The sequence below is a fragment of the Azospirillum ramasamyi genome (genome assembly GCF_003233655.1).
GTDB classification, from domain to species: domain Bacteria; phylum Pseudomonadota; class Alphaproteobacteria; order Azospirillales; family Azospirillaceae; genus Azospirillum; species Azospirillum ramasamyi.
In genome coordinates, this window is the sequence record NZ_CP029829.1 from 2,034,918 (window position 1) to 2,058,322 (window position 23,405).

23 protein-coding genes are annotated in these 23,405 nt (G+C 69.6%); 8 read left to right on the forward strand and 15 right to left on the reverse strand.

The features are described from left to right. Nucleotides 1–37 precede the first annotated feature (37 nt). The 3 genes from DM194_RS09480 to DM194_RS09490 form a co-directional block, all read right to left on the reverse strand. Nucleotides 38–823, reverse strand: a complete 786-nt coding sequence (locus tag DM194_RS09480; RefSeq protein WP_246024172.1) for an OmpA family protein — start codon at nt 821–823, stop codon at nt 38–40. Next, nucleotides 820–1,401 carry a DUF4398 domain-containing protein gene (locus tag DM194_RS09485; protein WP_111067092.1) on the reverse strand — a complete coding sequence of 194 codons (582 nt, stop codon included), beginning with the start codon at nt 1,399–1,401 and terminating at the stop codon, nt 820–822. The genes DM194_RS09480 and DM194_RS09485 overlap by 4 nt, the downstream gene beginning before the upstream one ends. Nucleotides 1,402–1,550: 149 nt before the next feature. Further along, nucleotides 1,551–2,189: a DedA family protein gene (locus DM194_RS09490; RefSeq protein WP_111067093.1), complete on the reverse strand. Its 639-nt coding sequence runs from the start codon at nt 2,187–2,189 to the stop codon at nt 1,551–1,553. A gap of 169 nt (nt 2,190–2,358) precedes the next feature. Here DM194_RS09490 and DM194_RS09495 point away from each other — a divergent pair, with 169 nt between their 5' ends. The 3 genes from DM194_RS09495 to DM194_RS09505 all read left to right on the forward strand — a co-directional run bounded on the left by DM194_RS09495 (nt 2,359) and on the right by DM194_RS09505 (nt 3,846). Beyond that, nucleotides 2,359–3,030, forward strand: coding sequence for an NnrU family protein (locus tag DM194_RS09495; RefSeq protein WP_111067880.1), 672 nt, complete (start codon nt 2,359–2,361; stop codon nt 3,028–3,030). A gap of 79 nt (nt 3,031–3,109) precedes the next feature. Continuing rightward, nucleotides 3,110–3,544: a CBS domain-containing protein gene (locus DM194_RS09500; RefSeq protein ID WP_111067094.1), complete on the forward strand. Its 435-nt coding sequence runs from the start codon at nt 3,110–3,112 to the stop codon at nt 3,542–3,544. 35 nt (nt 3,545–3,579) lie between these two features. After that, on the forward strand, nt 3,580–3,846 hold the full coding sequence (locus DM194_RS09505) for a DUF2934 domain-containing protein (protein ID WP_111067095.1): 267 nt from the start codon (nt 3,580–3,582) through the stop codon (nt 3,844–3,846). A gap of 18 nt (nt 3,847–3,864) precedes the next feature. Here DM194_RS09505 and DM194_RS09510 read toward each other — a convergent pair whose 3' ends face one another. The 3 genes from DM194_RS09510 to DM194_RS09520 form a co-directional block, all read right to left on the reverse strand. Then, nucleotides 3,865–4,731 carry a cold-shock protein gene (locus DM194_RS09510; protein ID WP_111067096.1) on the reverse strand — a complete coding sequence of 289 codons (867 nt, stop codon included), beginning with the start codon at nt 4,729–4,731 and terminating at the stop codon, nt 3,865–3,867. A 159-nt stretch (nt 4,732–4,890) separates the two neighbouring features. Next, on the reverse strand, nt 4,891–5,088 hold the full coding sequence (locus DM194_RS09515; protein ID WP_111067097.1) for a hypothetical protein: 198 nt from the start codon (nt 5,086–5,088) through the stop codon (nt 4,891–4,893). An 82-nt stretch (nt 5,089–5,170) separates the two neighbouring features. Beyond that, entirely contained in the window at nt 5,171–5,758 is a 588-nt protein-coding gene (locus DM194_RS09520) for a hypothetical protein (protein WP_111067098.1), read from the reverse strand. A gap of 203 nt (nt 5,759–5,961) precedes the next feature. Here DM194_RS09520 and DM194_RS09525 point away from each other — a divergent pair, with 203 nt between their 5' ends. Beyond that, on the forward strand, nt 5,962–6,864 hold the full coding sequence (locus tag DM194_RS09525; RefSeq protein WP_246024173.1) for a DMT family transporter: 903 nt from the start codon (nt 5,962–5,964) through the stop codon (nt 6,862–6,864). Between the two features lie 20 nt (nt 6,865–6,884). Here the strand turns inward: DM194_RS09525 and DM194_RS09530 are convergent, their stop codons facing one another. The 7 genes from DM194_RS09530 to DM194_RS09560 all read right to left on the reverse strand — a co-directional run bounded on the left by DM194_RS09530 (nt 6,885) and on the right by DM194_RS09560 (nt 15,339). Further along, entirely contained in the window at nt 6,885–9,479 is a 2,595-nt protein-coding gene (locus DM194_RS09530; protein WP_111067882.1) for a hybrid sensor histidine kinase/response regulator, read from the reverse strand. A 117-nt stretch (nt 9,480–9,596) separates the two neighbouring features. Continuing rightward, complete coding sequence (gene maiA / locus DM194_RS09535) at nt 9,597–10,247, reverse strand: maleylacetoacetate isomerase (RefSeq protein ID WP_111067100.1); 651 nt, start codon at nt 10,245–10,247, stop codon at nt 9,597–9,599. 218 nt (nt 10,248–10,465) lie between these two features. Next, nucleotides 10,466–11,170 carry an ABC transporter ATP-binding protein gene (locus DM194_RS09540; protein ID WP_111067101.1) on the reverse strand — a complete coding sequence of 235 codons (705 nt, stop codon included), beginning with the start codon at nt 11,168–11,170 and terminating at the stop codon, nt 10,466–10,468. A gap of 13 nt (nt 11,171–11,183) precedes the next feature. Next, the gene (locus DM194_RS09545; RefSeq protein ID WP_111067102.1) at nt 11,184–12,008 is read right to left on the reverse strand and encodes an ABC transporter ATP-binding protein; all 825 of its coding nucleotides are present in this window, start codon (nt 12,006–12,008) and stop codon (nt 11,184–11,186) included. Next, entirely contained in the window at nt 12,005–12,952 is a 948-nt protein-coding gene (locus DM194_RS09550) for a branched-chain amino acid ABC transporter permease (RefSeq protein ID WP_111067103.1), read from the reverse strand. The genes DM194_RS09545 and DM194_RS09550 overlap by 4 nt, the downstream gene beginning before the upstream one ends. A 14-nt stretch (nt 12,953–12,966) precedes the next feature. Then, nucleotides 12,967–13,842, reverse strand: coding sequence for a branched-chain amino acid ABC transporter permease (locus DM194_RS09555; protein WP_111067104.1), 876 nt, complete (start codon nt 13,840–13,842; stop codon nt 12,967–12,969). A gap of 330 nt (nt 13,843–14,172) precedes the next feature. Beyond that, complete coding sequence (locus DM194_RS09560) at nt 14,173–15,339, reverse strand: ABC transporter substrate-binding protein (RefSeq protein ID WP_111067884.1); 1,167 nt, start codon at nt 15,337–15,339, stop codon at nt 14,173–14,175. Between the two features lie 446 nt (nt 15,340–15,785). On the opposite strand from DM194_RS09560, the gene paaX reads away from it, so the two are divergent. From paaX to DM194_RS09580, 4 genes are all read left to right on the forward strand, one after another. Continuing rightward, nucleotides 15,786–16,730 carry a phenylacetic acid degradation operon negative regulatory protein PaaX gene (paaX, locus tag DM194_RS09565; RefSeq protein ID WP_111067105.1) on the forward strand — a complete coding sequence of 315 codons (945 nt, stop codon included), beginning with the start codon at nt 15,786–15,788 and terminating at the stop codon, nt 16,728–16,730. A gap of 160 nt (nt 16,731–16,890) precedes the next feature. Next, nucleotides 16,891–17,376 carry a BLUF domain-containing protein gene (locus DM194_RS09570; protein WP_111067106.1) on the forward strand — a complete coding sequence of 162 codons (486 nt, stop codon included), beginning with the start codon at nt 16,891–16,893 and terminating at the stop codon, nt 17,374–17,376. Nucleotides 17,377–17,650: 274 nt separating this feature from the next. Further along, entirely contained in the window at nt 17,651–18,679 is a 1,029-nt protein-coding gene (locus tag DM194_RS09575) for a hypothetical protein (protein WP_111067107.1), read from the forward strand. A 187-nt stretch (nt 18,680–18,866) separates the two neighbouring features. Beyond that, nucleotides 18,867–19,919, forward strand: a complete 1,053-nt coding sequence (locus DM194_RS09580) for a 2Fe-2S iron-sulfur cluster-binding protein (RefSeq protein WP_111067108.1) — start codon at nt 18,867–18,869, stop codon at nt 19,917–19,919. Between the two features lie 63 nt (nt 19,920–19,982). On the opposite strand, the gene DM194_RS09585 is transcribed toward DM194_RS09580, so the two are convergent. Both DM194_RS09585 and DM194_RS09590 read right to left on the reverse strand, forming a co-directional pair. Next, nucleotides 19,983–22,067, reverse strand: coding sequence for a methyl-accepting chemotaxis protein (locus DM194_RS09585; protein ID WP_111067109.1), 2,085 nt, complete (start codon nt 22,065–22,067; stop codon nt 19,983–19,985). A gap of 297 nt (nt 22,068–22,364) precedes the next feature. Further along, a complete protein-coding gene (locus DM194_RS09590) occupies nt 22,365–23,381 on the reverse strand; it encodes a fumarylacetoacetate hydrolase family protein (RefSeq protein WP_111067110.1) in 1,017 nt (338 codons plus the stop codon). Between the last annotated feature and the right edge of the window lie 24 nt (nt 23,382–23,405).

Sequence of the window (23,405 nt, forward strand, 5' to 3'; positions counted from 1 at the left end):
TTATGCGAGGTTGTGGAGAGGGGGTCCGAGGCCCCCTTCAGCGTACCTGCGCCACCGTGCCGTCGTCGGAGATGATGATCTCGACGCGGCGGTTCTGCTGGCGGCCGGCATCGTTGCTGTTGGAGGCGACGGGCTGCGCCTCGCCCATGCCCTGGGTGACGATGCGCGACGGCGAGACGCCGCGCGCCGACAGCGCGTCGCGGACGGCCTGGGCGCGGGCTTCCGACAGGCGCAGGTTGGTGGCGTCGCTGCCGGTGTTGTCGGTGTGGCCCTCGATCCGCACGGTGCGGGCCGGATGCGCCTGCAGGAACTGGGCGAGCCGGTCCATGCGCTCATAGGCGCCGGGGGTCAGGTCGGCCCGGCCGGTGGAGAAGAGGATGTCGCCCAGGGTCATCACGAGGCCGCGCTCGGTGCGCTGGGCCTGGAGGTCGCGCAGCTGCTGCTCCAGCTCGGTGTTGCGGGCCTGGAGGCGGTAGGTGTCGGCGTTGGCGACCACGGTCTGCGCGCCCTTCACCCCGGCGGTTTCCTGTGCGATCTGCACGCGGCGGCTGGCGATGTAGGCCTGGTGATCGACCTCGGAGGCGTCGGCGCCCCGGTCTCGCAGCGCTTCGGCCTGGCGCAGGGCCTGCTCGGCGTCGCGCAGCTGCAGCGGGGCATTGCCGGCGATCTGCGGGTTGGCGGCGGCGAGGCTGTAGTCCTGGCGCGCCTGGATCAGGGCGGCGCTGTCGGTGGGCTGGGTGGCGCAGCCGGCAAGGCCGAGCCCGAGGCCGGCCAGCACCAGCAAAGTGCGGGGGGCCATGCTGCGAGGAACGGGCGCGCTCATTGCCGCACCTCCGGATAGCTGTAGCCCCAGCTGTTGCCGGTGCTTGTGCCGAGCGACCCGGCGGGGACCGGCGGGACGGCGGACGGTGCGGGATGGCTGGAGCCGCTCATGCTGGAGCCGCCCGTGGTGGAGTTGGGCGCGGGCAGCGTGCCGAGCGTCGAGCCGCTGTAGGCCGGCGCGCCGTTCGGCGCGGCATTGGGCGCCATCGCCGATTGCGGCCGGTTCGGGGTGACGGACTCGCGGACGGCCGCGGCGGCCTGCTGGGTCACGGCGCGCTGCGAGGTGACCGTGGCCAGCTCGGCATCGACGCGGGCCTCCTCGGCAAGGCGGCGGGCGCGGGTGCGTTCGTCGGCGCGCATCGCCTTGTCGGCGGCGGCCAGCTTGTCGCGGGCGCTCTGCAGGGCGACCGGGGCATACTGCAGGGCGTTGGCGCGCTCCGCCTCCTGCACCGCCTGGGAGGCGGCGCCGAGCTGTGCGGTGGGCGGCGGCACGTCGGAGGCGCAGGCGGCCATGCCGAGCGCCGCCGACAGGACGGCGGCGGCACGCCACCGGTTCGTCGTTGCGAAATTGCGGGTCATCGCAGTGGATCCTTTCGGAAACGGCTCATGCCGAACATCCTGGCCGACGCTCCTGGCCGCAAGGCCATGTCCGTTCGGGTTGTTCGCGCCTCCAACGCGCAAGCCTGCCAGAAGGTTCCACGGTGGTTCGACTACCGTCACCCGGAAGATCAACCTTCGCTGCGCGATGCCCCGCCCCGTACCGCACGGCGGCTGTCGCGGCGGTGGCGGAACAGCCGCAGCGCATAGGCGCCGATCAGGACGATGAACAGCAGCAGCGTCCCCGGCACCATCAGGTCGGCGATCCAGGGGAAGCCCACCCGCACCAGATAGCCGGTGCAGGCCAGCACCAGCGACCAGAGCGTCGCTCCCGCCGCGGCATAGAGCAGGAACACCCCCATCGGCAGTCCGCAGGCTCCGGCGGGGACGGAAATCAGGGTGCGCAGGCCCGGCAGCGGCTGGCACAGCAGGACGGCGAGGCCGCCGTGCCGGGCGAACCATCCGGTGGCGCGGTGGACCTGCTCCGGCTTCACGGTCAGCCAATGGCCGTGACGGCCGAGGAAGACCTCGAACCGCTCGCGCCCCATCCAATGGGCCGGCGCATACCAGACCAGTTCCCCCACCGCGGAGCCGAGCCCGGCGGCCAGCGCCACCAGCAGCAGGTTGAACTCCCCCGTCGCCGCCCCCATGCCGGCCAGCGGGATCACCGTCTCCGCCGGGATCGGCGGAAGCGCACGGGCCAGGATCAGCATCAGGAAAATGCCGAGATAGCCGAACTGCTGTACGATCTGGATGATCCACTCGGTCATGTGCCTGATCGGGTCGGTGGTGGACTTCGCGGTTTCGATATCTTGAACCGCGCGGCCGGTGCGGGCGTTCCCGACCCGGTCCTCTCCTCGTCGGAGTCTCCCTTGACCGGGGGTTCTTTTGACCGGAGTCAAGGCGCGGACCGTTCGTCTACGGTTGGGTGTCTCCATCATGACCGCATCCCTCGCCCTCGCCGCCGCACTGCTGTTCCTCAGCCATGCCCTGCCCTCCTGGCCGGGGGTCCGGCCCGCCCTGATCGCCCGGTTCGGCCGCGGCGGCTTCGTGACCCTCCATTCCGCCGGTTCACTGCTGACGCTGGCCCTGTTCGTGCTGGCCTACCGGGCGGCAGACGGCGGGGAGGTGGTGTTCACGCCCTTCGGCTGGGCGGCGGCGCTGGTGGCGGTGGTGATGCCGGTGGTCTTCCTGCTGCTGGTCGCCCGCGTCACCATGCGCTTCGGCAGCCAGAGCGCGCCCAACCCGCCGCACGGCATCTACCGCCTCACCCGCGCGCCGGGCAGCCTGGCGCTGCTGCTGTGGGCGCTGGCGCATCTGAACGCCACCGGCGACGGGCGCCGCGTGCTGCTGTTCGGCACCATGGCGGCCATCGCGCTGTTCGCGCTGGTCAAGAACGAGATCGTCCTGGGCCGCAGCCCGGCCGGCCGCGCCTTCCGGGCGGAGACCTCGCTTCTGCCGCTGGCCGGACCGCAAGGGGTGCGCGGCGCGCTGACGGGACTGGCGGAGATGGGGCCGGCGCGATTGGCCGGAGGGCTGGCCGCTTATGGGGGCATGCTGTTGCTTCATGCCTGGCTCTTCGGTGTGGATCCCCTCTACTGGATAGGTTGAGCGCGACGGTGGACCGGCGCATCTGTTGAAGCGGGACCGGAGTACCGCGCCTCACCGCCACTGTGCCAGGAAGCCCCGCATGAAAATCCGCGAGATCATGACCCGCGACGTGCAGACGGTCCGGCCCGACGACAGCATCCGCCGGGCCGCGCAATTGATGGACCAGTTGAACGTCGGCATCCTGCCCGTCTGCGAAGGGCGGGATCTGGTCGGCGTGGTGACCGACCGCGACATCACCATCCGCGCCATCTCGGCCGGAAAGCAACCCGACCGCTGCAAGGTGGCGGAGGTGATGACCTCGAATCCCCGCTATTGCTACGAGGACGACCCGGTCGGCAGCGTCACCGAACTGATGGCCGGCCAGCAGATCCGCCGCGTGCCGGTGGTCGACCGCAACGACCGGCTGACGGGCATCGTGTCGCTGGGCGATCTTGCCACCGAAGCCAAGAACGACCGCGCCGTGCAGGGCGCGCTGGAGCGGATCTCCTCCCCCTCCCAGCCGGACCGGGGCTGACCGGCCCGCAACCCTTCGGATTGGAAGCGAGCATCATGGAACACACACTGGGCCCGGACGACCCGCGGATCCGCGAACGCGCCTATCGGCTTTGGGAGCAGGAAGGGCGGCCCGAACACCGCCATCTCGACCATTGGGCGCAGGCCGCCCGCGAGATCGAGGAGGAAGACCGCCGCAACTCGGGCGGTCCCCGTGTCAACGGCCCGGACGCCGGGCTCGCCACCCCCGACGACCCCGCCGCCCGCAACCAGCGGGAAGCGGCGGAGCATCTGGGGCAATCCACGCTGCCGTCCGACAAATAGGCCGGGCGGCGGAAGCGGTCACTCGACTTTGAGGCTGACCGCCTCCATGCCCTTTTCGGTCTGGCGGACGGTCATGCGCACGCGCTGTCCGTCATCCAGGCCGCGCAGGCCGGCGCTCTCCAGCGCGCGGGCCGGGATGAACACGTCGCGCCCGCCGCCGTCGGGCTGCGCGAAGCCATAACCCTTGCCGCCGTTGAACCACTTCACGGTGGCGCCCATCTCGCTGGTCGGGCCGCTGTCCTGCTGCGGGCGACGCGGACCGCGATCCTGGAAACCACCATGGTCCTGGCCACGGTCCTGGCCCCGGTCCTGGAAACCACGGTCCTGGCCACGATCTTGGAAGCCACGGCCCGGCCCACGGTCCTGGAAGCCGCGGCCCTGCCCACGGTCTTGGAAACCGCCGCGGTCGCCGCCCCGATCCCCGAAGTTGCGGTCGCCGAAGTTGCGGTCACGCGGACCGCCGGCATCGCGGCGCGCGCCGAACCCGCGGTCCCCACCCCGGTCACCGAAGCCACGGTCGCCAAAACCGCGGTCACCGCCCCGATCGCCGCCCCGATCCCCGAAGCTGCGCTCGCCGAAGCCACGGTCGCGGCCCTGCGGACGGGCCGGGGCGGCGGTGGAGAGATCGACGGAATGCAGGACGCTGACCTGCTGGCCCTTGCGGTCCTCGACGATGTCGACGACGACGGTGGCGCCGTCCGGCAGGGTGGTGTGGCCGGCGGGCACGACGAGCGAGGCCGGCAACAGGGCATCCTTGCCGCTGTCCCCGACCTTGACGAAGCCGTAGCCGCGTTCGGGGTTGAACCATTTCACGATGGCCGTCACCTGGGTGGCGACGACGTTGGGCTGACGATAGACGTGGCTGCGGGGCGGCTGATTGTACATGGGAAACCCGAACTCCGGCAAACAGAAGCGGCGCCCGGAACGGTCCCGACATGGACCGGCGAACGCCAACCCCTGACTCATCGCCCGTCCCGGCGGCTTTGGCAAGTCGGGACCGCTCCGCATACACCGGACAGGCAGTAAAATATCACACCCGGGGCCTCAGCCCATCAGGCGGTCCATCAAACGGTCGGGCACCGGCGGCGGTTCCCGCGGCGGAACCGGGATGGGGGACGGCGGCTCCCCCACCGGCGGGCGGGACGGATCGCCCGGCACCGGCAACGGTTCGTCGGGGCCGACCGGGGGAATGGACGGCTCGCGCGGCGGAGACGGCGGAAAAGGACCAAGGCTGAAATTCATGCTCGGCGTCCTCCAACGGTGGAAGGGGCGGCGGTGGAAGGGGCGGCGAAAGCGCGGCAGTGATTGGAACGGGCGCGGCCGGTCAGCCGCCCTGGCCGTCGGGCGTGGTCTGCGACAGGCGGCGGGCGTCGTTCAGGCTTTCCATGCAGCGGGCCTCGTCGCCCTCGCGGGCGGCGCTGCGGGCCGCCGTGACCAGGGATTCCATCTGGGCGTTGCGCGCCGCCTGCCCCATCAGCCCGTTGGCCCCGCCGGAACCGCCGGGTCCGCTGTCCGGCGTGGCGCGGGAGTTGGCCTGCGGAGCGACGGAAGGAGCGGTCGGCATGTTGCTGCCGATCGCCGGAGGTTCGATCACCGCCTGGTCGCCGACGGCGGGCGGCGCCACCATGCCGCCGGACTGGGCCAACCCCCCGCTGCCGATGCCCGACCCGGAACCGGAGCCCTGCTCGTCGCGCGGGGTCGAGCCGGACAGGCCGGGCGCAGCGCTGTCGGGGACGGCGACCGGCGGCGGTTCGGTCGACAGGCCGTGGTTGGCCGCGAACTGCTCCACCATCGCGGCGCATCCGGTTTGCGCCCCGCTCTGTGCGGCTGCCGGCTGGACGGCCAGAAGCCCGGCCGCCACCGCGAGCGCCAGCGGGACGGCGGGGCCGGACCTCGTGAAATCTGTCCGCATCGGTCGCATCCTCCTCGATTGGCTGTGCCACGAACGGGTATGTCGACGGACTCAACGGCAACCGGCGGGGGTGGGTTCCGATGGCCGGGCGGAAGATCGGCCCGGCCATGCAGCTTGCTCATTTCGCGGGCAGTCTCCTGCTGCTGTAGAGTGCCGGCCCACGACCTCAACCACGGGTTCACAGTTCCATCATGATCGCCAATATGGCTGCGCTCGGCGCGGCGTTGTGCTGGGCCGCGGGCGGCCTGATCGCCATCGGGCCGGTGCGGGTGCTCGGCTCCATCGCGTTCAACCGGGTGCGCCTGACCATCGTCGCCGCGGTCCTGCTCGTCGCCACCACGCTGCTGGGCGGCTGGGAAACACTGGACACCGGAGCCGTCCTGACGCTGGCCCTGTCGGGGGCCGCCGGCATCGTGATGGGCGACATGGCGCTGTTCTGGTCGCTCAGCCGGCTGGGGCCGCGGCGCAACGTGGTGATCTACGCCGCCAACGCGCCGCTGACGGCCCTGCTCGGCTACACCCTGCTGGGCGAGGCGCTGGGGCCGTGGACGACGCTGGGAATCGTTCTGGTGACGCTGGGGGTGATGATGGCGGTGGCCTTGCGGTCCGGCTCCACCCACAATTGGGAAGCGGTGCAGGGCAGCCTGCTGGCCGGCGTCGGCGTCTGCCTGGTGGCGGCGGTGGCGCAGGCGGTGGGATCGGTGATCGCCAAGCCGGTGATGGCGGCCGGCGCCGATCCGGTCGCGTCGGCCACCGTGCGGGTGACGACGGCGGCGCTGATGTTCACCGCCATCGGCGCCCTGTCGGCGATGCGGGGCGGCGATGCGGCGGCGGCCGGCGGCGGCCTGTTCCTGCCGCGCGGGCTGACGCCGAAGCTTGCCCTGCAGATCGCCGGCAACGGGCTGCTGGGCGTCGGTGTGGGGATGACGCTGCTGCTGGTCGGGCTGGCACATGGCAATGCCGGGGTGGTCGCCACCCTGTCGGCCCTGAGCCCGGTGCTGATCCTGCCGATGATGTGGCTGCTGACCGGCCAGCGTCCGTCTCTGGGCGCCTGGGCCGGCGCCGCGGTCGCCGTGGCCGGCGTCGCCCTGATCGTCAACCGCTGACCGTTGGTTTATGCCCGCCCTCAGCGGGCCTGCTCCACCGCGACGCCCAGGGTGGGCAGCGCCGCCCGGAGCGCGGCGGAGGCGCGGTTGACGGCGTCGCGCAACTGCGCCTTCAACGCCGGCACCTCGGGGCGATCCTGTTCACAGGCATGCTGCAGCATGCGGGCCAGCCGCGACAGCTCCAGCAGGCCGACATTGCCGGCCAGCGACACCATGGCATGGGCATCGGTGGCGGCCTCCTTCATGGTCGCCGCCCCGCCGATGCGGTCTGCGCGCAGGGCCAGTTCCTCCAGCGTGCCGGTGACGAAGCGGGGAAGCACGTCGCCGCCCAGCATATCGGCCAGCGTGTCGAGCGTGGCGCGGTTCAGCACGGGGGCGCCGCCGGACACCGGAGCGACCCCGGCCAGCGCCGCCGCCGCCTCCGCGTCGTCGCCGGACCGGGCGGCATCCGCCGCGGCCTTCGCATCCGCTTCCGCCCCGGCCTCCAGCCAGCGGTCGACCGTCGACAGCAGGGTGTCGCGCTCGATCGGTTTGGTCACATGGTCGTTCATGCCGACATCCAGGCAAAGCTGCAGCTGATCGGTCAGCGCGTTGGCGGTCAGCGCGATGATAGGCACAGCACCCCGCCTTCCGCCAAGCTGACGGATCGCCGCGGTCGCCTGCAACCCGTCCATCCGGGGCATCTGCATGTCCATCAGGACCAGATCGAACCTGCCGCCGCGCACGGCCTCCAGCGCCAGCACGCCGTCCTCCGCCACCTCCACCGTGTGGCCGGCCTTGCAGAGGATGGAGGAGGTGACGATCTGGTTCATCGGCACATCCTCGGCCAGCAGGATGCGGGCGCTGCGCCCGGCGGCGCCCTCCGCCCGCCGCTCCGCCCGCCGCTCCGCCGCGAGGCCGGGGGCCTCCGCCACCGGAAGCGGCAGCTCGAACCAGAAGGTGCTGCCGACGCCCGGGCTGCTCTGCACGCCGATCCGCCCGCCCATCAGCTCCGACAGCTGCTTTGAGATGATCAGCCCCAGCCCGGTGCCGCCGAAGCGCCGCGTGGTGGAGCGGTCGCCCTGGCTGAAGCGCTGGAACAGCTTCGCCTGATCGGCCGCCGGAATGCCCGGCCCGGTGTCGCTGACGGAGAAGCGGATCAGGGCCGGCGCATCCTCGCCATGGCCGTCCGCCTCTCCCGACAGCAGGCCGACGGAGACCAGCACCGATCCGCGTTCGGTGAACTTCACGGCATTGCCGACGAGGTTCAGCAGGATCTGGCGGATGCGCGCCTCGTCGCCGCGGACGAAGCGCGGCACCGTGCCGCCCAGCGACAGCTGAAGCAGCAGCCCCTTCTGCGAGGCGGCGTTGCTCATCAGATCGCGGCAGTCGCGCAGCAGCCGGTGCAGGTCGAAGGCGCGCTCCTCCAGCTCCAGCTTGCCGGCCTCGATCTTCGAATAGTCCAGGATGTCGCCGATGATCGCCAGCAGCCCCCGCCCGGCCTCGCGCTGGAGCGAGACATACTGGCGCTGTTCCGCCGTCAGGTCGGTGCCCAGCAGCAGGTCGGCGAACCCGATGACGCCGTTCAGCGGCGTGCGGATCTCGTGGCTCATGGAGGCCAGGAATTCCGACTTCACCCGGTTGGCCGCCTCGGCCTCGGCGCGGGCGGCGGACAGTTCCTCCTCATAACGCTTGCGCTCGGTCACGTCGCGGACGACGCCGACCACGACGAACTCGCCGTCGGCCCCCACCGTCGGGCGCATGCTGGATTCGACCCACAGGTAATGGCCGTCGCGGTGGCGCAGCCGGTGGGTGAAGGTGACGGGCGGCGAGCCCGGCTGCATGCCGGCGAAGGCCATCGCCGCACTTTCCAGGTCGTCGGGGTGCAGCAGGATGGCGGGGGCCCGGCCGACGAGTTCGACAGGATCATGGCCCAGGATGTCGCGCACCGACGGCGACAGATAGCGCACCGCCCCGTCCGCCTTCATCTCCAGAATCATGTCGGTGGCGTTGTCGGCCAGCAGGCGGTAACGCGCCTCGCTCTCGCCCAGCCGCTGTTCGGAACCGTGATGGCGCTGTTCGCGCAGCAGCAGGCCGCCCAGGACCAGGGTGCCGAGCGGCACGATCGCCAGCATGGGCGCCGCCGTCCGCTCCGCCACTTGCAACGCCAGCTCCAGGCTGGGAAGCAAGGCCAGCGTGGACAGCGACGCCAGCGTCAAAAGCAGGCCGAACAGCAGGAGCGGCAGCACCCCCAACCCGACGCGGCGCCGTTTCATCCAGGCGGCGAAGCCGATGCCGACCAGGAAGGACAACCCGGCATTGGCGACGCCGGCCTCCATCCCCGCCCCGCCCAGGGAGAGGCGGTAGCCGGCCACGCAGGCCGCCGCCATCGCCGCGGAGACCGGCCCGCCGAACAGGGCGGCCAGCCCGACCAGCGGCGCCCGCGCATCGATGAAGATGCCCGGTCCGAGATGGATCGGGTGGACCATGGAGAACAGGGCGGTCATCGCCATGACCGTGCCGAAGACGACCTGCCGGGTGAACTGGCTCCAGCCGCCGGACCGGCGGATCAGGAAGGTGTAGGCGAGAACGACGAAGGCGCTTGCCGCGATGTTTTCGGCAAGGTCGTAGGCCATCGAGGAAAAGTTGCCCAACATCGCCCGGTCGCCGTCCCCGCACCAGTTCCGGCCACCCTTATACCACGGATGGGTGTCGCAAAACCGCTAACACCGACGGGGAGATGTGATGCGGTATCAGGCCTCCGCGTCGGGCTGGCGGTCGGGGGCGGCGGCGGCGAAGGCCGGCAGGGAGCGGCAGGCCTCGTCGATGCGCAGCAGCGTCGGATAGCCGTCCAGCGGACAGGCCAGCCGGCGGGCGTTCGCCATCTGCGGCACCAGCAGCACGTCGGCCAGCCCCGGCGCATCGCCGTGGCAGAAGCGACCGGTGCGCGGATCGCCGGCCAGCTGCGCCTCCAGCGCCGTCAGCCCGACGGCGATCCAGTGGCGATACCAGTCGTCGACCTCCTCCTGGCTGTGGCCCATCGCCTTCAGCCGGCCCAGCACCCGCAGGTTGTTCAACGGATGGATGTCGCAGGCCACCGCCAGCGCCAGCGCCCGCACCCGCGCGCGGCCCAGCGGATCGGCCGGCAACAGCGGCGGAGCGGGATGGGTCTCGTCCAGATATTCGATGATGGCGAGCGACTGGGTCAGCACATGGTGCCCGTCCGGCCCGTCGACCTCCAGCGCCGGCACCAGATGCTCCGGGTTGAGGGCGGCGAAGGGCGGCCTGGCCTGCTCGCCCCGGCGCAGATGGACGAAGGCCTGGTCCGGCGCCAGCCCCTTCAGGTTCAGGGCGATGCGCACGCGGTAGGCGGCGGAGGAGCGGAAGTAGGTGTGGAGTTTCACGGGCGTTGGTCCGCTAGGTTGATGCTGCGCTTTGCCCCCTCCCCATCCCGCCCTCAACCGTCGGCGGGAAAGGGGGGAAGTGTTGATTCGGGACAGCGACGACAGTCCCTCCCCCGCCCAGCTCTCGCACAAAGCTGCGCTTTGTGCTGACGCGACAGGCGGACCGTAGGTCCGCTGAGAGCGGGGGAGGTTGGGAGGGGGCTAACGCCGCCACCCTATCACAGCCCCAGGTAAGCCTGCCGCACCCGCTCGTTGCTCAGAAGCGCGGCGCCGCTGTCGCTCAGCACGATCTCGCCGGTCTCGATCACATAGCCGCGGTCGGCGATGGCGAGCGCGGCGTGGGCGTTCTGCTCCACCAGCAGGATGGTCGTGCCTTCCCGCTTCAGCCGCTGCACGGCGTCGAAGATCTCCGCCACCAGCAGCGGCGCCAGCCCCATGCTGGGCTCGTCGAGCAGGAGCAGGCGCGGCTTCGCCATCAGCGCGCGGGCCAGCGCCACGATCTGCTGCTGGCCGCCCGACAGGGTTCCGGCGGGCTGGTCGCGCTTGACCTTCAGCACCGGGAACATCTCGTACAGCCGCTCGATGTCGTCGTCGGGCTTGCCGCTGCCGCGGCGGAAGGCGCCGAGGCGCAGGTTGTCCTCGACCGTCTGCGGGCCGAACAGCTGCCGGCCCTCCGGCACCTGGACCACGCCTTCGGCGACGCGGCGCGACGCCTTCATCCGGGTGATGTCGCAACCGTCGAAGGTGATGCGCCCGCTGCTGGCGGGATGGACGCCGGACAGGGTGCGGAGCAGCGTCGTCTTGCCGGCGCCGTTGGCGCCGACCAGCGCCACCAGTTCGCCTTCCCGCACGGACAGGCTGGCCGATTTCAGCGCGTGGATGCGGCCGTAATGGCTGTTGAGGCCCTCGATCTCCAGAAGCATGGCCGGACCTCCCTTACGGCGCCGCGCCGAGATAGGCGGCGATGACGTCGGGGTTGGCCGCCACCTCCTGCGGCGTGCCCTCGGCCAGCATGCGGCCCTGGTTCAGCGCGGTGATCCGGTGCGAGATCCCCATCACCATCTTCATGTCGTGCTCCACCAGGACGATGGTGACGCCGCTTTTCGCCACGGTCTTGATCACCTCGTCGATCTCGCGGCTTTCGGTGGCGTTCAGGCCGGCGGCCGGTTCGTCCAGCAGAAGCAGCTTCGGTTCAGACGCCAGCGCGCGGGCGATCTCCAGCCGTTTCAGCGCGCCGTAGGGCATGGAGGCCGCGTCGGCGTCGATGTACTTCTCCAGCCCGACCTCGGCCATCAGCTGGGCGGCCCGGTCGCGCGCCTCGCGGTCCCTGCGCACCAGCGAGGGGAAGCGGAACAGCGCCGGCAGCAGCCGGGTGTTCAGGTGCAGGTGCCGCCCCACCATGACGTTCTCCAGCGCCGTCATGTTGAAGAAGATCTGCAGGTTCTGGAAGGTGCGCGACATGCCGCGGGCGGCCAGCTTGTAGGGCGCCATGCCCGATACGTCGGCCCCGTCGAACAGCACCCGGCCGCCCGACGGCTTGTAGACGCCGGTCACCAGGTTGAACAGCGTGGTCTTGCCCGCCCCGTTCGGCCCGATGATCGAATGGATGTCGCCGGCCGCGATGGTGAAGCTGAGATCGCCGACGGCGAGCACGCCGCCGAACTCGCGGCTGAGATGCTCCACCTGCAGGATCGGCGGGCCGACGCGGCGCGCCTGCGCGCTGGTGTCGGGAGCGAGATCGGGAGTGGTCAGCATGTTCATGCCCGCCTCCGCGCCGGGACCAGCGCCGCCAGGGTGGGAAGAAGGCCCTTCGGCATGAAGACCATCGTCGCCATCAGGATGCCGCCCAGCACGATCTGCTGGTAATCCTGGAAGACGGTCAACGCCTGCGGCAGCAGGGTCAGCACCACGGCCCCGACGACGGCGCCGAAGGTGGACGCCATGCCGCCGAACACCACCATCGTCACCAGCTCGATCGACTTGAAGAAGTCGGCCTTGGCCGGGGTGATCAGGCCGGTGTAATGGGCGAACAGGCTGCCGGCGACGCTGGCGAACACCGCCGACAGCACGAAGACCAGCACCTTGAAGCGCGCGGTATCGACGCCGACCACCTCGGCCGCCACCTCCGAGCCGTGGACGGCGCGCAGCGCCCGGCCCATCGGGCTGTCTATCAGGTTCAGCGACAGCCAGACCACGCCCAGCAGGAACGCGCCGACCACCCAGTACCAGACCTTCTCGCCATACAGCTCGACGCCGAAGATTTTGAACGGCTCCACCATCATGCCGTCGGGACCGCCGGTCAGGCCGCTTTCGGTGCGCAGCACGATCGACACGATGATGCCGATGCCGAGGGTCGCCATGGCGAGGTAATGGCCCTTCAGCCGCAGGATCGGCTTGGCGACCAGGAAGGCCAGCAGCCCGACGAAGACGGCGCCGGCCAGCAGCGCCACCACCGGCGGCCAGCCGTAGCTGCCGACAAGCACGCCCGACGCATAGGCGCCGATGCCGAAGAAGCCGGCATGGCCGAGGCTGATCTGCCCGGCATAGCCGATCAGCAGGTTCAGCCCGACGCAGACCACGGCGTTGAAGCCGGCCAGGATGGCGATGTCGAGATAGAAGTTGTTGGGCAGGAAGGCCGGCAGGACCGCGATCACCGCGCCCAGCGCCAAAAGCCCGGTCAGCCGCCCGTGAAGGAGTGCGTTCATCGGTTATCCGGTCCTTACACCCGTTCGGTGCCGCGCTTGCCGAACAGTCCGTTCGGCATGAAGAGAAGGACGGCCAGGATGATGACGAAGGCCACCGCATCCTTGTAGGCCGAGGAGATGTAGCCGGCGCCCAGCGCCTCCGCGACGCCGACGATCAGCCCGCCGGCGACGGCGCCCGGCCCGTTGCCGAGACCGCCCAGCACCGCGGCGGTGAAGCCCTTCAGCCCCAGCATGATGCCCATCTCGGTGTAGGAGAAGGTGATGGGGGCGACCACCGCCCCGCCGATGGCGCCCAGCGCCGCCGACAGCGCGAAGGAGGCGAGCACCACCCGCTTCACGTCGATGCCCACCAGCTGCGCCGCCAGACGGTTGTGCGAGGTGGCGAGGATCGCCTTGCCGGTCAGCGTCTTGTTGAAGAAGAGGCCGATGGCGACGATCAGCACGCATGCGGTGCCCACCACCCACAGCGACTGCGGCTGCATCGAGGCGCCCAGGATCTGGATCGGCGTTTCGCCGGAAAAAGCCTCCAGCCGCTTGAAATCCTTGCCCCAGATCAGCTCGGCGATGCCGCGCAGGAAGATCGACGCGCCGATGGTGATGATGATGAGGGTGACGGTGGAGGCGTTGCGCGCCCGTTCCACCGCGAATTTCGCCACCAGCACGCCGACCAGCATGGCGCCGCCGCAGCCGATCATGATCGCCAGCGGCAGCGGCACCCCCGACGCGGTCAGCGTGGCCGACGCCATGCCGCCGACCATGATGAACTCGCCCTGGGCGAAGTTGATGACATGGCTGGCGTTGTAGATGATCGAAAAGCCGAGCCCCGCCAGCGCATAGATCGCGCCGATGGTCAGCCCCGACAGCATGTATTGCAGCAGTTCCGCGAACATCGTTGGGTTCCTGTGATCCTATCCCGATCCGGGAGAGGGCATGGAGCCGACGGCCGCAGGCCGGACGAGCGCCGACGGCGGTCGTAGGCGGAATGCGGCCGCGAGACTTGCGAGCGGCCTCGGGGCCCATGCGCAGCATGGGAAGGGTGAGGGTGCGGCAAGGATCCAGGCCTTCAATCCTTGGATTCCCCCTCACCCTCCCCGCCTGCGGCGGGTTCCCTCCCTCTCCCGGGGCTCTCAGCGGATCTTCGATCCGCCTGACGCCGTCAGCACAAACAGAGTTTGTGCGAGAGGCGGGAGAGGGTCGCTGCGCCCGTCAGAGAGCTGGGTTTACTTCACCAGCGACCAGTCGCCCTGCTTGACCTCCACCATGTGGAAGGCGTCCAGCGTCAGGCCCATGTGGTCCGTCGGGCTCATGGTCACGGTGCCGCCGGTGCCGACATAGCCCTTGGTCTGCTCGATGGCGTCGCGCAGCTTGGCCTTGTCGGTGCCGCCGGCGCGCTTCACCGCCTCCAGCGCGATCATCAGCCCGTCATAGGCATGGCCGGCGAAAGTCGACACCTCGGTGTTGAAGTTGTCCTCGTAGACCTTGGTGAACTCGGTCACGACCTTCTTCTGCGGATCGTTGTCGGGCAGCTGCGCGGCGACGACCAGACCGGCGGCCGGCAGGCGGACACCCTCGGCGGCACCGCCGGCCAGCCGGATGAACTCCTTCGACGCGACGCCGTGCGACTGGTAGAGCGGCAGCGAGATGCCGAGCTGGCGGTAGTTCTTGGTCACCACCGCGGGGCCCTGGCCCAGGCCGAACACCAGCACCGCCTGCGCCGCGGCGTTGTTCTTGATCTTGGTCAGCTGGGCGGTGACGTCGGTGTCCTTGGCGCCATAGGTCTCGTCGGCGACCAGCTCGATCCCGCGTTCCTTGGCGACGGCGATGGTCTGGTCGCGGCCCGACTTGCCGAAGCCGGAATCCTCCGACAGCAGCGCCAGCTTGGTCAGCCCGCGCTTCTTCATGTCCTCCATCACCTTTTCCGCGGCCATGCGGTCGGTATGGGGGGTCTTGAACACCCACTTCTTCACCGGCTCGACGATCACCACGGCGCCGGCCAGCGAGATGAAGGGCACGCCGGCGCGCTCCACCAGGGGCACCGCCGCCATGGTCGCCGCGGTCGTGGTGCCGCCGACGATGAAGTCGACGCCGTCGCTCTCGATCAGGCGCTTGGTGAAGGAGGCCGCCTTGTCGGCCGCGCCGCCGTCGTCATAGACGGTCAGCTTCACCGGACGGCCGTCGACGCCGCCGGCCTTGTTGATGCGGTCGGCATACAGCTCCAGCACCTTCTTCTCCGGATCGCCGAGGAAGGAGGCCGGGCCGGTGGCCGAGACGATGGCGCCGACCTTGATCGGGTCCGCGGCCTGCGCCGCCCCGGACAGCAGCCCGGACACCGCCGTCATGGCGGTCATGGCGGTGAAGGCGATGGTGGCAAGCAGGCGTTTGCGCATGATGTCCTCCCTTTGGCTGCCCGCCTTGACACCGGACCGGACGAGGGCCCGATCCCGGAGCGGCGGGACGATTTGCATCACATAATGTTTCAAACGAAACGATTTCGGAAGAGGATTTTTGGCCTCCGTGACCACAATCGAAGTGCGGATGTTTCCGCCCGCCCCCGTTTCCCAATGCGATCCCTGCATCTTCGGCCCAGGGGATCGCCGTTTCGTTTTATGACACAATTTTGCTTTGATGATCCAACGTAGTGTATCACATTAATGATTGTCAAACGGAAAGTCCGGATTGCCTCCTATCGGCCGCCGGCCGGTATCCGCTCCGGTCTCCCGCGCTGTCGTGGCGCTGGCCGAACCGGGTCCGGGTTGCGTATACAACTCCATCGTACCGCCTCGCCCGGCTCCTCCCGCATCACCAGCCGTATCGATAAGGACGCCCCCACCGCATGGCCCGCCCGCGCCGCACCGAAGACCTTGCCGCCCAGTTGACCGAGACGATCGCGCCGCGGGCGAAGTCGCTGATCATCACCGTCTATGGCGACGCCGTGCTGCCGCATGGCGGATCGCTGTGGCTGGGCAGCCTGATCGACCTGATGGGGCTGTTCGGGATGAGCGAGCGGATCATCCGCACCTCCGTCTTCCGGCTGTGCAAGGACGACTGGCTGACCAACACCCAGATCGGCCGGCGCAGCTTCTACCGCGTCACCGACAGCGGCAAGGAACGCTTCGCCGCGGCGGAGCGGCGGATCTACGCGCCGCTGGCCCGCGAATGGGATCGCGGATGGGATCTGCTGATGGTACCGCCAAACGCGCTGGACGCGGAGACGCGCGACGCCCTGCGGCGGGAACTGACCTGGCAGGGGTTCGGCGCCGCCTCGGCCACCGTCTACGCCCATCCCAACTGCGACGAGGCGGCGATGCACCGCTCGCTGGCGGAACTGGGGGTTGCCGACAAGATCGTCCACATGAAGGCCAGCCTGGACCGGGCGGAGGGCTTCGGGGCGTTGCGCGATCTGGTGCGCGGCTGCTGGGACATCGATCAGCTCGAACACGACTATGCGGCGTTTCTGGATCATTTCCGTCCGGTCTGGGCGGCGGTCGATGCCGCCGACACCCCGGACCCGGCATCCTGCTTCGTCCTGCGCACGCTGATGATCCACGACTTCCGCCGCATCCTGCTGCGCGACCCGATGCTGCCGCCCGACCTGCTGCCGGCTGATTGGCCGGGCCAGGAATCGCGGATGCTCACCCGCAACCTCTATCGCCGGCTGGCCGGTCCGTCCGAAGCCTTCCTGATGCAGGCGGCGACCACGGCCAACGGTCCGCTGCCCGATGCGCAGCCGGCCTTCCAGGGGCGGTTCGGCGGGCTGGAGAGCATCCCGGCCGGTTGACCCGCACCCCAGCGACGGTACCCCAGCGGCTGTAGCGGCCCGGCGGCAATGGGCGCCCGTCCCGCCGGCCGCCTCGGCTAAAGGCCTATACATCGAATGCAAGGAATCATCGTAGGCTTGGGACTGTCGCCGTTCGATCCGACCGTTTCCGGGATGCCGTATGCTGACCATCATCTACCGCAGCGAGGCTATTGACCGGCTGCCCTACAGCGCCCTCGCCGACATCTGTCTGTTCAGCGCCCGCAAGAACCGCGAGTTGGGAGTGACCGGCTTTCTGGTGGAGTTCGAGGGCATCTTCCTGCAGGTCCTGGAAGGCGAAGCCGAGGTGGTCGAGCCGCTATACACCCGCATCGCCGCCGACCCGCGCCACCGCAACGTCCAACTGCTCCTGCGCGAGCATTCGGCCGGCCAACCAAATTTCGGCTTTTGGGCGATGAATTTCGGACCGCTCGACACCCCGACCTTCTGGCAGGCGGTGTTCGGTTCCCCGGTCCGGGTCGAGGAGTTCCGCCGCCGGTCGCACGATGCCGGCTTCGCACTCGACGTGCTGGCCCGCGCCTACATGCATGCCTGCATCCTGGCCGACATCGATCCCGCCACCCGCGACCTGGTGCGCGGCACCATCCCCAGTTTCCCGGTCGGCTGACCTAGCGGCCGACGCGGGTCCGACGCCGCTCCGGCGGCGTCCTCAATTCCGATACCAATTACCCGAATATCGAGCACATCCCGTACGAATTGATCTGGATCAATTCGGCACCTCCACATGCCTTTCTTTTCAAATCAATGCATTATGACGTCCGGCCCGCCCCTCAACGTGATACACAATTTGTTGAACGATCTGATTTTTCGTGTCATATAAAGACCACAGGGCGCCGATGGAAAAGTGAGCGCCCGCCGAAATTCCCGGAGGAAACGCCCCCATGTCCAAGGACTACGCCCCCATCGCCAACACGATGGAGCTCCCCCCCGCCACGCCCCAGCCGAATGTCTACCCGCTGTCCTGGGTGTCGCAGACCAAGAAGCTGGAAGAGGTCTACGCCGCCGCCCAGCGCGAGAACTGGGATCCGGCCAAGCTGCCCTGGGACAGCTTCGACGTGTCGCGCTACAGCTGGGAGGAGCGGGAGGCCATCGCCTATTGGTGGACCATCCTGTCGGTGTTCGACGCTTCCGCCCCGCCGGTCTTCGCCCATGCGCTGATCAAGACCTACGAGGTGCATGAGGAGGATCCCGTCCGCCGCTGCTTCTTCTCCGTCACCCGCGACGAGCAGAACCACGAGCAGATGTGCGGGCTGGCCATCACCAAGCTGCTGGAGGCCGACAGCCCGCTGACCTACGAGCCGAAGACCGATCTCGGCCGCCGGCTGCAGAAGAACGCCCACTGGCTGTACTACAATGGCGGACGCTATTGGGACGGCTACAAGAAGGCGGTTCCGAAATACTCGCTGGCGGTGCTGTTCAGCTCCTTCCTGATGGGCGAGATCGCGGCGGCGACCATCTTCCACCAGATGGCGGCGGGCTGCACCGAGCCGGTGTTCAAGGAGGCCTTCCGCAACATCGGCCGCGACGAGGGCCGCCACATGGCGATCTGCATGTCGGTGATGGAGCGCGACTATCCCCATCTGGCGGTGGAGGACAAATCCGTCATCACCAAGCAGATCCGCGCCGGCTACCTGTTCCTGTCCGCCGTCCTGTTCGAACCGCCGCCCCAGTTCTGGGACCTGCCGGACGACTTCATCGCCACCCAGCGCGAGGCCGAGGCCATCGCCCGCAACGCCGGCTTCCACATCCCGGATTACGAGGCGAAGAAGGAGAACTGGCGCAACGCCATGCTGAACCTCAAGGGCGTGCTGGACCGCTACGGCATCCCGTTCCCGGCGATCCCCGAAGTCGGCATCACCGGCGAGGAAGTGCGGGACGTCGACATGGACGAGATCATTCCGGTGTTCTGAGGCGCCCGCAAGATTTGCTCCCACCCTACCCCTCCCCCGCTGGGCGGGGGAGGGAGCTCCGCCGATCTCCCGCGAAGCTCCTGTCCCCCTCCCCTGCATCGGACCGGCCTCCGGTCGGCCGAGAGCGGGAGAGGGTCGGGGTGGGGCACGTGTTTTCCCGACCGATCAAATCCCAAGGATCCCCCCGGTGAGCCGAATCCGCCTCCACCCCTCCGGCCGCACGGTCGAGTGCCGTGACGGCGAGACCGTCCTGTCGGCGCTGGAACAGGCCGGCTACGCCCTGCCCAACAACTGCCGCGCCGGCGCCTGCGGCGAATGCAAGGTCAAGGTGCTCAGCGGCCAGTTCGACCAGGGCATGGTTCTGGACATGGCGCTGTCCCAGGGCGAGCGGAAGGACGGCTACGGCCTGATGTGCATGGCCAAGCCGATCTCCGACGAGCTGGTGATCGAATACGGCACCGCCGACGCCCAGCCCAAGCTGTTCCCGCCGCGCGAGAACGTGCTGTTCATCGTCACCGACCGCATCCCGCGCACGCCGCGCATCGTGGAGCTGCGCCTGCGCCCGCTCGGCCAGCCGCTGCGCTACTGGCCGGGCCAGTATGTGATGCTGGGCGACGACTCCGCCGGAGCGCCGCCGCGCTGCTATTCCATCGCCAACGCCCCCCGCCCCGACGGCGAGATCGTGCTGCAGGTGACGCGCGTGGACGGCGGGCCGACCAGCGGCTGGATCCACGACACGCTGACCGTCGGCAGCATGGTCAAGCTGTCCGGCCCCTACGGCACCTTCATCGGCGACCCGTCGGTGGACAGCCCGGTGCTGTGCATGGCCGCCGGCTCCGGCCTCGCGCCGATCCTGGCGCTGACCGACGCGGCGCTGCGCCGCGGCTACCGTCCGCCGGTGACGCTGCTGTTCTCCGCCTGCACGCAGGCCGACGTGTATGAACTCGGTCTGCTCAGCTACTGGCAGGCCAAGTACCGCAACTTCAAGGTCAAGGTGACGCTGACGCGGGAGGAAGCCGCCGGCCATCTCAAGGGCCGCATCCCCGCCATCCTGCCCGGCCTGTTCCCCGACCTGTCCGGCCACGCCATCTTCACCGCCGGCAGCCCCGCCTTCGTCGAGTCCTGCGTCGCCGCCGCCCGTTCGCTGGGCGCCAGGGACGACCAGATCCACAGCGAAGGCTATGTCTCGCAGCACATCCCGGAGACGCTGCCGGCCGACCGGCTGATGGCGGTGGGGTGAACGGACGCGCGCATTCCGGGAAACGCTGGTCCTGTAAGGCGCTGGCCCCGGAATGCGCGGGTTTCAAGCCTTGTGGACACCGGCGATGAAGCCGTCGATCTCGCGGGTCAGATCCTTCGACTGGCCGGCGAGCGCGGCGGCGGCGGCGAGAAGCTGGTCGGCGGCCGCGCCGGTTTCGCCGGCGCCCGCCCGGATCTTGCCCATGCCGCCGCTGACCTCCTGCGCCCCGTCGGCGGCGCGGCTCACGCTGCGGGCGATCTCCTGGGTTGCCGCCGCCTGCTGATCCACCGCCGCGGCGATCCCCGACGCGATGCGGCTGACCTGGGCGATGGTCTCGCCGATGCCGTGGACGGCGGTCACCGCATCCTGCGTCGCATCGCGGATGCCCTTGATCTGGCCGACGATGTCCTCGGTCGCCTGCGCGGTCTGGTTGGCGAGGTTCTTGACCTCCGATGCCACGACGGCGAAGCCCCTGCCCGCTTCACCGGCCCGCGCCGCCTCGATGGTGGCGTTCAGCGCCAGCAGGTTGGTCTGGCCGGCGATGGAGTTGATGAGTTCCACCACGGCGCCGATCCGTTCGGCGCTCTCCGCCAGAACGGCGACCGCATCGTCGGCCCGCTTCACATCCGACACCGCGGCATCCGCGATGCGGGCGGAGTCCGCCACCTGCCGGCCGATGTCCTGGACCGAGGCGGATAGCTCCTCCGTCGCCGCGGCGGCGGTCTGCACGCTGTCGGCGGCGGCGCTGGCGGAGGCGGCCACCTGCTCCGACCGGCCCAGGCTCTGGTCGGCGATGCCGGTCAGGGCGCGGGCGGTCGATTCGAGCTGCTGGGCGGACGAGGCCAGCGCCCCGGTCAGGCCGCCGACCCGATGCTCGAAGCTCTCCTGAAGGTCGGCCAGCGCCGCGGTGCGGGCTTCCCTGGCGTGCCAGTCGGCCTGCTGCCGGCGGTCAAGCTCCTTTGCCCGGACCAGCCCTTCCTTGAACACCTCGACGGCGCGGGCCATGCCGCCGGCCTCGTCGTCGCGGTCGGCGCCCGGCACCGTCACCGCCAGATCGCCGGCCGCCAGCCGGTCCATGGCGACGGTGACGGCGCTGACCGGCCGGGCGATGCCGTCGCCGACCCTCCAGGCGACCAGGCATCCCAACGCGACGCAACCCAGGCTGACCAGCACGATCAGCAGGGCGAGCCGGTTCGCATCGGCCATCACGCTGGATTGCGGCGCCGCCACCATGAAGGACCAGGCGCCCTCCGCGCCGGAGAAGCGCACCGGCGCCAGCCGCAGGTAATGCGGCGCCCCGGCAAGCGTGACGACGCCGTCGAAGGCGCGCCCCTCGGCGACCGCGCGGCGGGCGGCCTCCGGCAGGTCGTCGGCGGTCTTCGACAGCCGCCCGGCGTCGGGATGGGCGACATAGAGGCCGGATCCGGTCAGCACCGCGGCGAAACCGTCGCCATAGGGCTTCACCGAGCGGACAAGATCGGTCAGGCCGCTGAGCGCCATGTCGACCCCGGCGACCCCGACCACCCGCCCTCCACCCGCCGCGCCGTCCATCACCGGCGCCGCGGCGCTGGTCATCAGCCGCTGGGTGAAGTCATCGAGATAGGGCTCGGTCAGGACGGGCTTTCGAGCGGCGGCGGCAGACTTGTAATATTCCTTCTCCTGCACGTCGGAGAAGGGATAGCCCTCGCTGTCGTCGGCCTGCACGCCCTTTTCCCCCGGCAGCCACAGCAGGCTCATCCGGCCGGTCTTGGGCAGGCCGAGAATCTCGGTCGAGCGGTCATGGCCGGCGAACACCGCATCCCGGCCGTCGAACCCGTCGTCGGACATGTCCACCCACACCCCGACATAGAGCGGGTTGGCTTCCGCCACGCGGCGCAGGTAACGGTTCACCGTTTCGCGCCGCGGGGTTCCGGTGGACCGTTCGACCTCCACCAGCGCAGCGGCGGCACGGGCGGCGTCGAGCGCCGCGGAAAGATCGGCGGCGACCCGCGCTCCATGGCGGTCCGCCATCTCGGCCGCCAGGGTCTGGGCCGCCTTGTGCCCGGCGTCGCGCGACAGGGTGAGCGACACCACCGTCACCGCGGCGGCGCCCGCCGCCAGAACCGCCGCCACGCCGATGATGATCTTCGTCCTGAACCGAGCCGTCATGCCGCACGCCTTTTTCCGGTCCGCCAGATGTTCTGGAAAGAACGGTAAGGCGGTACAAAATAGGGGTAAGGGCCGGCACCATATAATCGATAACGACCGGAAGGCACGTCAAATCTCATGACTTGGCGGCCAGGGTCTCAACCTTGGAGCGGCTTTCGGACCCGGCGCCGTTCCTGGACGCCCAGGCATCCGATATTGCTGCAGCTGCGATAAAAGAGCGCAGGCGGAGCAAAGAAGCCCCGCCCGCATCATGTTCACAACCAATAATGTACGGTGCCCCGGTGCGGGTGGCGTCCCTTACGGCCCCTCGTACCGCACCACCTGCTGGTCGATGGCGCCGAACACGCTGGCGCCGGACTCGTCGAACAGCTCGATCCGCACGCGGTCGCCGAAGCGCATGAAGGGGGTCTTCGGCGCACCATGCTCGATGGTTTCGATCATCCGCAGCTCCGCAAGGCAGGAATAGCCGACGCCGCCGGCGCTGACCGGCTTGCCGGGTCCGCCGTCCAGCTTGTTCGACACCGTGCCCGACCCGACGATGCTGCCGGCCGCCAGATGGCGGGTCTTGGCGGCATGGGCGATCAGCGTCGGGAAATCGAAGGTCATATCGACCCCGGCATTCGGGCAGCCGAAGGGCTCGCCGTTCAGCGTCGTCACCAGCGGACGGTGCAGCTTGCCGCCGTCCCAGGCGTCGCCCAGCTCGTCCGGCGTCACCGCGACGGGGGAGAAACTGGAGGCCGGCTTGGACTGGAAGAAGCCGAAGCCCTTGCCCAGCTCCGCCGGGATCAGGTTGCGCAAGGATACGTCGTTGACCAGCATCAGCAGCCGGATCTGTCCGCGCGCCGCCTCGGCCGAGACGCCCATCGGCACGTCGCCGGTGATGGCGGCGATCTCCGCCTCGAAATCGATGCCCCAGGCCTCGGTCGCCGCCGGGATCGGGTCGGTCGGCGCCAGGAAGCTGTCGGAACAGCCCTGATACATCAGCGGGTCGGTCCAGAAGCTGGGCGGCATCTCCGCCCCGCGAGCCTTGCGCACCAGCTCAACATGGTTGACGTAGGCCGAGCCGTCCGCCCATTGATAGGCGCGCGGCAGCGGCGAGGCCGCCTCGGCCGGGTCGAAGGGCCGGCCCGATGCCGGATCGGCGTTCAGCGCGCGATAGGCCTCCTCCAGCTTGGGCGCCAGCGCCGACCAGTCGTCCAGCGCCGCCTGCAAGGTCTTCGCGATTTCCGGCACCGGCGTCGCGCGGGTCAGGTCGCGCGACACCACGACCAGGGTGCCGTCGCGCCCGCCCGCCTTCAAACTTGCCAGCTTCATTCGTCTCTTCCCTTCCTGAAATAT

What these genes read in the sequence shown, in the direction of transcription:
- DM194_RS09500 (WP_111067094.1), top strand. Translation starts at nt 3,110, where the DNA reads ATGAAAATCCGCGAGATCATGACCCGCGACGTGCAGACGGTCCGGCCC.
- DM194_RS09520 (WP_111067098.1), bottom strand. Translation starts at nt 5,758, where the DNA reads ATGCGGACAGATTTCACGAGGTCCGGCCCCGCCGTCCCGCTGGCGCTC.
- DM194_RS09555 (WP_111067104.1), bottom strand. Translation starts at nt 13,842, where the DNA reads ATGTTCGCGGAACTGCTGCAATACATGCTGTCGGGGCTGACCATCGGC.
- DM194_RS09525 (WP_246024173.1), top strand. Translation starts at nt 5,962, where the DNA reads ATGGCTGCGCTCGGCGCGGCGTTGTGCTGGGCCGCGGGCGGCCTGATC.
- DM194_RS09490 (WP_111067093.1), bottom strand. Translation starts at nt 2,189, where the DNA reads ATGACCGAGTGGATCATCCAGATCGTACAGCAGTTCGGCTATCTCGGC.
- paaX (WP_111067105.1), top strand. Translation starts at nt 15,786, where the DNA reads ATGGCCCGCCCGCGCCGCACCGAAGACCTTGCCGCCCAGTTGACCGAG.
- DM194_RS09550 (WP_111067103.1), bottom strand. Translation starts at nt 12,952, where the DNA reads ATGAACGCACTCCTTCACGGGCGGCTGACCGGGCTTTTGGCGCTGGGC.
- DM194_RS09530 (WP_111067882.1), bottom strand. Translation starts at nt 9,479, where the DNA reads ATGGCCTACGACCTTGCCGAAAACATCGCGGCAAGCGCCTTCGTCGTT.
- DM194_RS09540 (WP_111067101.1), bottom strand. Translation starts at nt 11,170, where the DNA reads ATGCTTCTGGAGATCGAGGGCCTCAACAGCCATTACGGCCGCATCCAC.
- DM194_RS09570 (WP_111067106.1), top strand. Translation starts at nt 16,891, where the DNA reads ATGCTGACCATCATCTACCGCAGCGAGGCTATTGACCGGCTGCCCTAC.
- DM194_RS09575 (WP_111067107.1), top strand. Translation starts at nt 17,651, where the DNA reads ATGTCCAAGGACTACGCCCCCATCGCCAACACGATGGAGCTCCCCCCC.
- DM194_RS09515 (WP_111067097.1), bottom strand. Translation starts at nt 5,088, where the DNA reads ATGAATTTCAGCCTTGGTCCTTTTCCGCCGTCTCCGCCGCGCGAGCCG.
- DM194_RS09590 (WP_111067110.1), bottom strand. Translation starts at nt 23,381, where the DNA reads ATGAAGCTGGCAAGTTTGAAGGCGGGCGGGCGCGACGGCACCCTGGTC.
- DM194_RS09510 (WP_111067096.1), bottom strand. Translation starts at nt 4,731, where the DNA reads ATGTACAATCAGCCGCCCCGCAGCCACGTCTATCGTCAGCCCAACGTC.
- DM194_RS09505 (WP_111067095.1), top strand. Translation starts at nt 3,580, where the DNA reads ATGGAACACACACTGGGCCCGGACGACCCGCGGATCCGCGAACGCGCC.
- DM194_RS09585 (WP_111067109.1), bottom strand. Translation starts at nt 22,067, where the DNA reads ATGACGGCTCGGTTCAGGACGAAGATCATCATCGGCGTGGCGGCGGTT.
- DM194_RS09485 (WP_111067092.1), bottom strand. Translation starts at nt 1,401, where the DNA reads ATGACCCGCAATTTCGCAACGACGAACCGGTGGCGTGCCGCCGCCGTC.
- DM194_RS09560 (WP_111067884.1), bottom strand. Translation starts at nt 15,339, where the DNA reads ATGCGCAAACGCCTGCTTGCCACCATCGCCTTCACCGCCATGACCGCC.
- DM194_RS09495 (WP_111067880.1), top strand. Translation starts at nt 2,359, where the DNA reads ATGACCGCATCCCTCGCCCTCGCCGCCGCACTGCTGTTCCTCAGCCAT.
- DM194_RS09480 (WP_246024172.1), bottom strand. Translation starts at nt 823, where the DNA reads ATGAGCGCGCCCGTTCCTCGCAGCATGGCCCCCCGCACTTTGCTGGTG.
- DM194_RS09545 (WP_111067102.1), bottom strand. Translation starts at nt 12,008, where the DNA reads ATGAACATGCTGACCACTCCCGATCTCGCTCCCGACACCAGCGCGCAG.